Below are 11,463 nucleotides of genomic sequence, written 5' to 3'. Positions count from 1 at the left end.
TTGTTTGTTGTCTATTCAGAATGATAAAGTGCCCAATCACAGATATCATGTTTGATTGTGAATAATCAAACAAATGCATTCAACTATTTACGGCTTATCCGATTAAGAATTTGAATGACGGTGTCTTGATGCATTTCATTTAATAAAATGGTCTCTTCCTCATTTGAACCTAAAATTCTGTTATTATTTACAGTGAGTTGTCGAGTGACCATTACTTGTTTTGGTGCTTTAATAATTTGACCTTTTGGTGTTTGCAGCGAAAATAGAGTAGTCATTATTAATTGATACTGTCTTGGGTTCGTGCTGGCGCCAATGCTGATGATTTGTTGATGGACATTAGATTTATTAATAATCAGCCAATATTTGGCATTTGCTGGATCAGGATTTACATCAATTTTATATCCTTCCAGTTGTGTTTTCATTTTTGAGATCAGATCTTTATCTCCATCCCTGGAGATAATGGATACATTGTTGAGCCACTCAGGAATATCAATTACTCCTCTCAAGTGAAATCCACAAGCAGATAAAAGAAGTACTAAAAGCAACGATATAAAATAATTTGCTTTCATTAACCAACAACCAGGTTAATTAATTGTCTGTGTGAAACAACTATAGCCTTCTTGATGCTGAGGTTCTCCAGGAAACTGTGAGCATGTTTCTTGGCTGCCTCAATTAACTCCTCTTCTGAAGCTTCAGCACTCGCGGTAAACTGCGCTCTCAGTTTGCCGTTTACCTGAACTACATAATCCACTTCTTCTGTTCTTAACGCACCTTTGTCAACTTTAGGCCATGGCGCATCGATAATTGCTTTTTCAAATCCCAGTTGTTGCCAAATATGGTGACATATATGGGGTGTTATTGGGGCTAACAACTTAAGTAAAATGCTCATACTCGAATGGATAAAAAACTTATCCTCTTCTGTTTCTATGGTATAGCCTGAAATTTCGTTAAATAATTTCATGCACCCGGAAACGACGGTATTAAATTGATTTCTCTCGTAGTCATTATTTGCCTGAGCCAGTATTTGATGCACAACATGTCGTGATTTTTTCAAACGATTTTCAGTTTTTTGCCAATCGATAATTCCATTACCACTTAGAATAATATCATTAATATCTATGAATAAATTGACGTGTTGATGCGCAAATGCCCACACTCGTTTGAGAAAGCGGTGCGCTCCCTCAACTGCGGTGTCGGACCATTCCAGAGATTGTTCTGGAGGCGCTGCAAACATTACAAACAGACGAGCAGTATCCGCACCGTAGGTATTAATGAGGTTATTAGGATCAACCACATTACCGATAGATTTAGACATTTTATGTCCGTCTTTTAATACCATACCTTGAGTTAGCAGGGCTTTAAAAGGCTCATCTGAATTAACCAGACCTTCATCACGCATGAGTTTATGGAAAAAACGTGCATAAAGTAAATGCATGACCGCATGTTCAATTCCACCAATATATTGATCAACTGGAGTCCAGTATTTGGCACGGTCATCAAGCATGGCGCTTTCCTGTCCTTTACAGGCGAAGCGAGCATAATACCATGATGACTCAACGAAAGTGTCGAATGTATCGGTTTCGCGCATTGCGTCCTGTCCGCATTTAGGACAGGTAACGTTGACAAAGTCAGGGCATTGAGCAAGAGGCGAGCCTGCGCCGGTAAATTCAACATTTTCTGGTAAAGTTACTGGAAGTTCCTCATCAGGAACTGGAACTACGCCACATTGTTCACAGAGTATCATGGGTATAGGAGTACCCCAGTATCTTTGACGGGACACTCCCCAGTCTCGAAGCCTGTAATTAATAGTCGCTTTACCTGCTTCATGTGTTTCCAGGAAATGAGTAATTGATTCTATGGCCTGAGAAGAATGTAATTTATCGAATTGTCCTGAGTTAATTAATATTCCTTCACCAGTATAAGCTGACTGAGTCAGATCATGCTTTTTATCGTGTTCAGGTTTTATTACTTCGATAATTGGAAGATTGTATTTATGAGCAAATTCCCAATCACGTTGATCATGAGCAGGCACGGACATTACAGCTCCTGAGCCGTATTGCATGAGCACAAAATTGGCAACCCAAACAGGAATATCTTTACCTGTGATAGGATGAATTGCGGTCATCCCAGTATCAATACCACGCTTTTCCATGGTAGCCAGTTCTGCTTCTGCCATTTTGGTACCCTGGCAACTGTCTAAAAATGCTTTAACCTCTTCATTGTGAGTTGCTGCTTCCTTTGCCAGAGGATGATCGGTTGCAACTGCAAGGTACGTTGCTCCCATCAAAGTGTCTGGTCGAGTCGTATATATTTTTAAGCGTTTTGGGTAATTATTTACATGAAAATAGATTTCTGTCCCAATAGATTTACCGATCCAGTTGCGTTGCATCTGTTTTACCTGAGAGGGCCACTCATCCAGAGTATCTAGTGAATTCAGCAACTCATCTGCGTAGGAAGTAATTTTAATAAACCATTGAGATATTTCTTTCCGCTCAACCAAGGCACCGGATCTCCAGCCTCGTCCATCAACGACTTGTTCGTTAGCTAAAACAGTCTGGTCAACAGGATCCCAGTTTACAACGGCATTTTTCTTATAGACCAAGCCTTTTTCAAACAATCGAATGAAGAACCACTGTTCCCAGCGATAGTATTCTGGATCACAGGTAGTTAATTCGCGCTTCCAGTCGTATGCGTTACCTAATCGTAAAAACTGCTCTTTCATTGCTGCAATATTTTTTTTGGTCCACACCGCTGGTGGGATTCCATTTTTAATTGCCGCATTTTCAGCAGGAAGACCGAAGGCATCCCATCCTATTGGTTGCAGGACGTTTTTACCTAGGGCTCGCTGATAGCGTGCTATAACATCACCCAGGGTGTAATTGCGAACGTGTCCCATATGCAAGGTTCCGCTAGGATAGGGGAACATAGATAAACAATAAAATTTCTCTTTGTTTAAATCTTCGGTTACGTTAAATGATTGTTTTTTATGCCAATATTGTTGAGCTTGTTCTTCAACTTCTTGGGGTTTATAGGTATTATCCATAGTCCAATTAAATAAGTGACTGTAAAGCGCTTAGGATAACCCCTCTTGTCCTCGCCAGCAATAGATTATTGCTTAGTTAATCGTCTAACCTGTAAAAATAGTGCAAAAACAAACATAAATGCGCATAATATTAGCGCCGGATACTCATACCAAAGAACCCAAGGGGTTGTACCAACAGCAGGAAAAATCTCACTTTGAAGAATCCCTGAACTGAAAGGGGGGAGGCTATCAAGAACCTCTCCCTGATTATTTATTACAGAGGATAGACCATCATTATTGACTACAACCTGAAATCTGCCCGTAAGTAATGATAGCATTTGTGCCATTTGTAATTGCTGATAACTGGCAAGTGAACGACCAAACCAGCCGTTGTCGCTAATTGAAACGATCCATTGTGCCAGGGGCATTTGCAGTCTGACGATATTGGGATAGGCAATTTCATAACAAATCAAACTGGCAATAGGGTGATTTGCAATGTTAATTAATGGTTGATGGGGTTTCCCTGGTAAAATATTGGGCTCTGGCAAGTTCATCCATCGGTTAATTGCAACAAAAGGTTTGGGGATGTACTCACCGAATGGGACCAATTGGTTTTTGACATGCTCCCCGCGTGCGGTACCTAAACTTATTATCGAGTTATAGTAATTAGTTTCATTAGTATCCGTTGGTTGTAGAATTCCAAGAATCAGGGAACTGTTCGCTTTTAATGCTTTTTCATGCAGCCGATCCAAATAATCCTCCAGATAGCTCGCAGGCAAAGGAATTGCCGATTCAGGTAATATGATTAATTGTTTCCCCAAAAGCTTATCGGTGGTTTTTTCATAGTATTTTAAAAGTTGCCAAAATAACTGTTCATCCCATTTATCTCTCATTGACAGATTGGCCTGAATAACACCTATAGAAACAGGATCATTTTTAACCTGTGTCCATTGAATGTATTTTCCTGCAGCTGGAATGATGAGAATCAATACAAAAGCGCAGAGATAGTAGTATCGCCTGATTGATTGTTCACGGATTCCAATAGTTAACAAGCAGGCAAGAAAGACACAAATAAAACTTAATCCTTGCAAACCAATAATGGGCGCGAGATATTTTAGTGGCGTATCGATTTGCGTAGTACCAGCAATTAACCAGGGAAAGCCACTGAATAATGATGATCGTACAAATTCGCTTAAACACCATAAAGTACTGAATAACAACAGGGTAAACAGCTTATAGTGTGACTGATTGAGAACTTTGAAGGACCAGACTACTAACGCAGGAAATAGCGCGAGGTATGCGATAAAGGCCAGAGTAGTTATTCCGGCAAGGGCATAATTTAATTGACCGTAATCATGGATGCTGACAATAACCCAAGATACTCCAAAACCAAAATAGCCTAATCCAAATAGAAAACCGAGCATAAAACCTTGCTTTTTGCTGCAGTTGAGGGCTGATGAAAATAAAAGTGCCAAACTAATAATGGTTAGTCCTGGCATATGGAATGGGGCAAAACCCAGTGGACCCAACAGGCCTGCCAAAAATACAAAAAGATAGGTCAATTGGTTTATCCGGATTGATGAATCCATTAATAAGGAGTTGGTAAGAGCTGCTGGCTTCATGAACTAATCATAGTGATCAAAGCAGTCAAGATAAATGACTACGCCTTTAAGGTCAAGTTATATGGAATAAGAGGCGATGAATCAGTTGATAATAACAGGAATTTTTTGCATTTGTGCATGGATTTTGTCTCTTCTGTCTATCAAATTAGTTCTATTTTGTGTAGGATAATCTCGTTTTACAACGGAGAGGGATTGTATGTACAATGTAATGATTACTGGTGCTGGGAAGATAGGTAGCTTGATTGCTTGTTTATTGGCGGATAGCGGGTCTTATCAAGTTCATTTGGCAGATGTGGATTTTAATGGCTCTGATGTTACAAGGTTATTAGCTGCATTGCCTGAAATTAAAACGGTTGCATTGGATGTTAAAGATGAACAATCCACTCAAGCCTATTTAGAAAAACATAACATAATTGCGGTGATTTCCAGTTTGCCGTATTTTTTAAACACTCATGTTGCGCTCGCCGCAAAAGCTGCTAAAGCTCATTATTTTGATTTAACTGAAGATACAGCGGTTACTGAAGCCGTAAAAGCTATTGCAGAACATGCTGAAACTGCATTTGTGCCACAATGCGGTCTGGCTCCTGGATTTATCAGCATCGCAGCAAACACCCTGATGCAGGAATTTGAACAATGCCATCATGCTAAATTGAGAGTAGGCGCACTGCCTCAACGAGCAAATAATGCGCTTCATTACTCATTAACCTGGTCTACTGACGGGGTAATTAATGAGTACGGAAACCCATGTTATGGTATTGAAGGCGGCAAGGCAGTTGTGATGGCCCCACTTGAGGGTTTGGAGTCAATTCAAATAGATGGGTGTGAATACGAGGCATTCAATACTTCAGGCGGGCTGGGAAGTTTGGGAGAGCTTTATTCAGGCAAAGTTCAATCCATGAACTATAAGACCATGCGATATCCTGGGCATTGTGAAAAAATGCGTCTGCTCATGAATGATTTGCGATTAAATGAAGATCGATCTACTTTAAAACGTATTCTGGAAAACGCTATACCTAAAACTTATCAGGACATTGTTATCGTTTACGTTACTGTTGAGGGTATTAAACAGGGTGAGCTAACTGAAAAAAGTTATGTCAAAAAAGTGTATCCTGAAACCATTCGTGGTTTGGAGTGGTCCGCTATTCAAGTGAGTACCGCTTCAGGTATTTGCGCAGTGGTTGATTTGGTATTGGGACAGGAAAATGAGTATAAAGGGCTTATTTTACAGGAAGAATTCCATCTGGACAGAGTATTGAATAATCGCTTTGGTAAATACTACGCTTAGGAGCTTTCCATGGAATTATTACAACAATTAAACATTAAAGAAGTGAATCCTGGTGCCTTTAGCGGCCAGGGTTGGCAGAGTGCAGCTCATCATCACACATTATCTTCATTTTGTCCTGCAAATGGAGCTAAGTTGGCTGAAGTTGCCACGTGCACTATGGAAGATTATGAGCAGGTTATGATACGCGCTGAACAGGCGGCAGAAGCTTGGAAAAAAGTTCCTGCACCCAAACGAGGCGAAATCATTCGTCAAATTGGTCAGGCTTTAAGAGAACATAAGGACAGCTTGGGCAGTCTGGTTTCACTTGAAATGGGCAAGTCGAAACAAGAAGGGGATGGCGAAGTTCAGGAAATGATTGACATTGCCGATTTTGCAGTTGGTCAATCCAGAATGTTGTATGGAAATTCCATGCATTCAGAAAGACCTAATCATAGAATGTATGAACAGTGGCATCCTTACGGAATTATCGGAGTTATTTCTGCATTTAATTTTCCAGTTGCTGTTTGGTCATGGAATGCGTTTTTAGCTGCTATATGCGGTAACGTTACGATTTGGAAACCTTCCGCTAAAACACCACTTTGTGCTGTGGCTGTACAGCTTATATGCAATAACGTTTTGAGACAAAATAACTGTCCCGAGATCTTCAGTCTTGTTATTCCTGAGTCACACGATGTGGTTGAGGCCATGGTAGATGATTCACGAATTCCATTAATCTCTTTTACAGGCTCTACAGCTGTAGGAAAAAAGGTTTCAGCAAAAGTTGCCGCGCGACTGGGTAAAACAATTTTGGAACTGGGCGGAAATAACGCGATAATTCTCGATGAGTCAGCTGATCTCCATTTAGCTATTCCCGGGATTGTGTTTGGAGCGGTAGGTACAGCTGGTCAACGTTGTACTTCTACTCGACGATTGTTTGTCCATGAGTCTCAGTATCAGAATGTAATCAAGAGATTACAACATGCATACGAGCAGATCACTATTGGGGACCCTTTGGACAGTCGTAATCTGATGGGACCATTAATTGATCAGGATGCAGTAGAGCAATTCAAGAATGCAATTTCCAGGATCAAGGAAGCAGGTGGACAGATTGTCTTTGGTGGTGATGTGATAAAACAAGCCGGCTCCTTTGTTCAGCCTACTTTAGTCTGTGATGTAAAAAATCATTGGGATATTGTGCAGGAAGAAACATTTGCACCTATTCTATATGTGATGTCTTATCGTACTTTAGATGAAGCAATAGCACTTCAGAATGGTGTTCCTCAGGGACTATCTTCTGCATTGTTCACGCAAAATCTGAAAAATGCTGAACGCTTCTTAAGCGCTTACGGTAGTGATTGTGGAATTGCCAATATTAATATTGGTACGTCCGGAGCTGAAATCGGTGGTGCTTTTGGCGGTGAAAAAGAAACTGGTGGTGGTAGAGAGTCTGGTTCTGATTCATGGAAAGCGTATATGCGGCGTCAAACCAATACGATTAACTGGGGTGATGAATTACCTTTGGCTCAAGGCATTCGATTTAATTTGTCCTGAGAATGTCCGTGAACTATTGGATTAGTATTTAAAGGTAGCGTTCCAATTACCTTGGAAATTTCGTCATCCTGAACGCAGTGAAGGATCTCCAGATGCAGGCACTGTTCCACATTCAGGAGATCCCTCGTTTCTCTCGGGAAGACAAGTGCTTGTCATCCTTTTAAGTTTGTACCTCCTGTCTGGAGCTTGGTAAATTATCTAAATAACAATCAGTAAGAGAATAGAACAATTGGGGATTTTATAAATTTCATGACCAATAAAGAGGAAATAATAATGCAGGAACCATTTTTCATCAAGAAAGTCGCGGTTCTGGGTGCAGGTGTTATGGGTGCTCAAATAGCTGCGCACTGTGTTAATGCAGGAATAGAAACTTTGTTATTTGATTTAGCAGCAAAGGAGGGGCCTGTTAATGGATTAATCGATAAGGCAATCGCTAATTTGGGTAAGTTAAAACCTGCCCCTCTTGCAACAGCACAAACTGCAGCCTACTTAAAGGCACGAAATTATAAGGATAATCTGGCTGATTTATCTACATGTGATTTGATAATTGAAGCAATCGCTGAGCGATTGGATTGGAAAGAAGAATTATATAAACAGATATCACCTTACCTCTCAGAACACACAATTCTAGTGAGCAATACCTCGGGGTTAAGCATTAATTCTTTATGTGATGTATTGCCGGAACAGCATCGAGCCAATTTTTGTGGCGTTCATTTTTTTAATCCTCCTCGCTATATGCATCTTGCTGAACTCATCCCTGCAAGTACAACTTCACCGAGTTTATTAGACAATCTTGAGACCTGGTTAACCAGTCATTTAGGTAAAGGAGTGGTAAGAGCAAAAGATACTCCTAATTTTATTGCAAACCGTATTGGTGTATTTTCTCTGTTAACCACACTTCATCATACTATGGCGATGAATATGGGATTAGATGAGGTGGATGCACTAACAGGCCCATTGTTGGGCAGGCCAAAATCTGCAACGTTCCGTACTATGGATGTTGTCGGTCTGGATACCATGCAACACGTAATTCATACTATGTATCATCAGCTCAGAGACGATCCTTGGCATAGCAGTTTTAAATTACCTGAATGGTTGCTGGGATTAATTAAAGACGGACATTTGGGACAAAAATCAGGTCAGGGTATTTATAGAAAAAATGGTAAAACTATAGAAGTTTATGATATCAAATCAGGAACATACGTGCCTTCCAAATCAGAAGTTAGTGATGAAGTGAAAGTAATTATGAAGATCATAGATCCCGTTGCACGTATGCAAAGTCTGATCTCTTCATCTAATAAACAAGCTCAATTTTTAGCAGCCTGTTTTAAGGATTTATTTCATTACTGTGCTTATCATCTGGAATCAATTGCTGATAATGTCAGAGATGTCGATTTAGCAATTCGTTGGGGTTTTGGCTGGATGCAGGGACCTTTCGAAACCTGGCAATTAGCAGATATACGCAAGATGACTGATTATATTAATCAATCAATTCAATCTAATTCATCATTAAATAATGTGAAATTACCTGATTGGCTGGCAGAAATTAAATCGTTTTATACTCAGGAAGGTGCTTATTCACCACAAGCTAATCAGTATCAACCTCGAAGCTCACTACCGGTTTATCAACGTCAGTTTTTCCCTGATCGGGTATTAAAAGAATCCCTTTATCCTATAAATATCATTTATGAAAATGAAGGGGTATGTTTGTGGCATCTGAAAGACGATGTAGCAGTAGTTAATTTTAAAAGTAAGGCGAATACAGTAGGGCAATCCGTTCTGGATGGTCTGGAGGCTGCTCTGGAAATTGCAGAGCGACAATGCCAGGGTCTCATTATACATCAGAGCGATGCCTCCAATTTCAGTTCCGGGGCTGATCTACGTGGTGTTTCAATGTTAATTCAGGAAGGCAGACTTCAGGCTCTGGATAATATGATTGCCCAATTTCAACGGGTAGCCATGCGCTTGAAATACAGTTCGATACCCACTATCGCCGCATTGAGGGGTAGAGCCTTAGGTGGTGGTTGTGAGCTGATGATGCATTGTGATGCAGTTGTAGCTGCATTTGAATCGTATCCTGGTCTGGTTGAGGCGGGAGTAGGCGTCATTCCAGCTGGTGGCGGATGTAAAGAAATGGCATTGCGTGCTGCCAATCATGCCCAACAAGCCGATTTGTTGACTTTTATTCAACCTTATTATCAACAGATTGCAACTGCTCAAGTCGCTGGAAGTGCCGCAGAAGCGATGCAGATGGGGTATTTACGTCATTCCGATTCCATAATAATGAATGCTAATGAAGTGTTATTTGCAGCATTGGCCAAAGTCAAAGCCATGCAGGCAGCAAGTTACCTTCCCGTATTGAGCAAGCACTTTAAAGTTGCTGGTATTGAAGGCCATGCTCGATTGCAAGCAGGATTAATAAACTGGTTAGAAGGTGGATTTATCTCCAAACATGACTATTTCCTTGCAAATGAATTAGCCAAAGTAATTTGTGGTGGTGATGTGAATCAGGGAACACTAGTCAATGAAGAGTGGATGCTGAAATTGGAACGTCAGGCGTTTATCACTCTGGCTGACACCTCATTAACTCAGGCAAGGATCAGTCATTTGTTAGAGACTGGTAAACCACTGCGCAATTAAGGAAGGATATTTAATAATGACCAATGTATATATAGTAGATGTATTGCGCACTCCGGTTGGCAAAGCACCAAGAGGCGTTTTTCGTCACACATTACCCGATGATTTGTTAGCACACACGATGAAATGTTTAATTCACAGGCATCAATCTGTAGACTGGAATGAAATCGGGGATGTTGTCATAGGTTGTGCCATGCCAGAAGCTGAGCAGGGAATGAATGTCGCCCGTATCGCTGCTTTATTGGCTGATTTGCCTCAATCCACACCAGCGATGACCATTAATCGTTTTTGCTCCTCTGGGGTACAGAGTATTGCTACTGCAGCAGCATCCATTCGTAATGGAGATATGCATTTAGCTTTAGCTGGTGGTGTTGAAAGTATGTCCATGGTTCCTTTAGGGGGCAATAAATATACTGCAAATCCAGTGATTTTTAATAATGAGGACATTGCAATAGCGTATGGTATGGGTATTACCGCTGAGAATGTAGCAAAACGCTGGGAAATATCGCGTGAGCAACAGGATGAGTTTGCCGCTGCGAGCCATAAAAAAGCAGTTGCAGCTCAGCAACGAGGTGATTTTGAAGCCGAAATTAGCCCAATAGAAATTACTGTAAGACATGCTGATCTTAACACCTCCTCGGTTACCGTTAAGAAAAAACTGATCAGTGTGGATGAGGGGCCTAGAGCAGATACTTCTTATGAAGTTATTTCCAAACTACGACCTGTTTTTGCTGCTCGAGGAACAGTAACAGCAGGAAACAGCTCGCAGACTAGTGATGGTGCTGGAATTGCCCTATTAGCAAGTGAAGAAGCATTAAAACAATATAATCTGAAACCTATGGGTCGTTTATTGAGTTTCGCAGTCGCTGGGGTTCCTCCAGAAATTATGGGGATAGGCCCTATCAAAGCAATTCCTATTGCTCTAAAACGTGCTGGAATTACACTTGATCAGCTTGATTGGATAGAACTTAATGAAGCTTTTGCTGCTCAGGCCTTAGCAGTAATGAAGGAGCTTGACTTGCCTGGAGATAAGGTGAATCCGCTAGGTGGAGCTATTGCTTTAGGACATCCTCTGGGAGCTACAGGAGCAATCAGGACAGCTACATTGCTGCACGGATTGAGAAGAACCAAAGGCCGCTATGGAATGGTAACGATGTGTATAGGTACGGGTATGGGAGCGGCTGCAATTTTCGAAGCCTTATAGAAATCTGATTTGTGTATTATTGTAAATTTTCTATCAATCCATAAATTTCGTCATCCTGAACGTAGTGTAGGATCTCCAAATGCAGGCACAATGCCGCGTTGAGGAGATCCCTCATTGCATTCGGGATGACGTAACTCTCTGGAATTATGCCGAAGTGTCGTCA

General features: G+C 40.9%; 7 protein-coding genes. 4 read left to right on the top strand and 3 right to left on the bottom strand.

All coding sequences use genetic code 11. From position 1 onward, the window contains the following. Positions 1–83: 83 nt before the first annotated feature. The 3 genes from Lqua_RS15705 to lnt all read right to left on the bottom strand — a co-directional run bounded on the left by Lqua_RS15705 (position 84) and on the right by lnt (position 4,644). A complete protein-coding gene (locus Lqua_RS15705; protein WP_058475235.1) occupies positions 84–569 on the bottom strand; it encodes an LPS-assembly lipoprotein LptE in 486 nt (161 codons plus the stop codon). Then, positions 569–3,043, bottom strand: coding sequence for a leucine--tRNA ligase (gene leuS, locus Lqua_RS15700; protein WP_058475234.1), 2,475 nt, complete (start codon positions 3,041–3,043; stop codon positions 569–571). The genes Lqua_RS15705 and leuS overlap by 1 nt, the downstream gene beginning before the upstream one ends. A gap of 65 nt (positions 3,044–3,108) precedes the next feature. After that, complete coding sequence (lnt, locus tag Lqua_RS15695) at positions 3,109–4,644, bottom strand: apolipoprotein N-acyltransferase (RefSeq protein WP_058475233.1); 1,536 nt, start codon at positions 4,642–4,644, stop codon at positions 3,109–3,111. A gap of 196 nt (positions 4,645–4,840) precedes the next feature. Here lnt and Lqua_RS15690 point away from each other — a divergent pair, with 196 nt between their 5' ends. The 4 genes from Lqua_RS15690 to Lqua_RS15675 all read left to right on the top strand — a co-directional run bounded on the left by Lqua_RS15690 (position 4,841) and on the right by Lqua_RS15675 (position 11,300). Beyond that, entirely contained in the window at positions 4,841–5,929 is a 1,089-nt protein-coding gene (locus Lqua_RS15690; RefSeq protein ID WP_058475232.1) for a saccharopine dehydrogenase family protein, read from the top strand. A gap of 9 nt (positions 5,930–5,938) precedes the next feature. Beyond that, positions 5,939–7,459, top strand: a complete 1,521-nt coding sequence (gene amaB, locus Lqua_RS15685) for an L-piperidine-6-carboxylate dehydrogenase (protein WP_058475231.1) — start codon at positions 5,939–5,941, stop codon at positions 7,457–7,459. Between the two features lie 273 nt (positions 7,460–7,732). Continuing rightward, positions 7,733–10,099, top strand: a complete 2,367-nt coding sequence (locus tag Lqua_RS15680) for a 3-hydroxyacyl-CoA dehydrogenase/enoyl-CoA hydratase family protein (RefSeq protein ID WP_058475230.1) — start codon at positions 7,733–7,735, stop codon at positions 10,097–10,099. 16 nt (positions 10,100–10,115) lie between these two features. Continuing rightward, positions 10,116–11,300: an acetyl-CoA C-acyltransferase gene (locus Lqua_RS15675; protein WP_058475229.1), complete on the top strand. Its 1,185-nt coding sequence runs from the start codon at positions 10,116–10,118 to the stop codon at positions 11,298–11,300. Positions 11,301–11,463: the final 163 nt, after the last annotated feature.

Source organism: Legionella quateirensis (genome assembly GCF_001467955.1).
GTDB lineage: Bacteria > Pseudomonadota > Gammaproteobacteria > Legionellales > Legionellaceae > Legionella > Legionella quateirensis.
The sequence above is the reverse complement of the archived record's forward strand: the minus strand, read 5'-3'. Positions and strand labels throughout refer to the sequence as shown.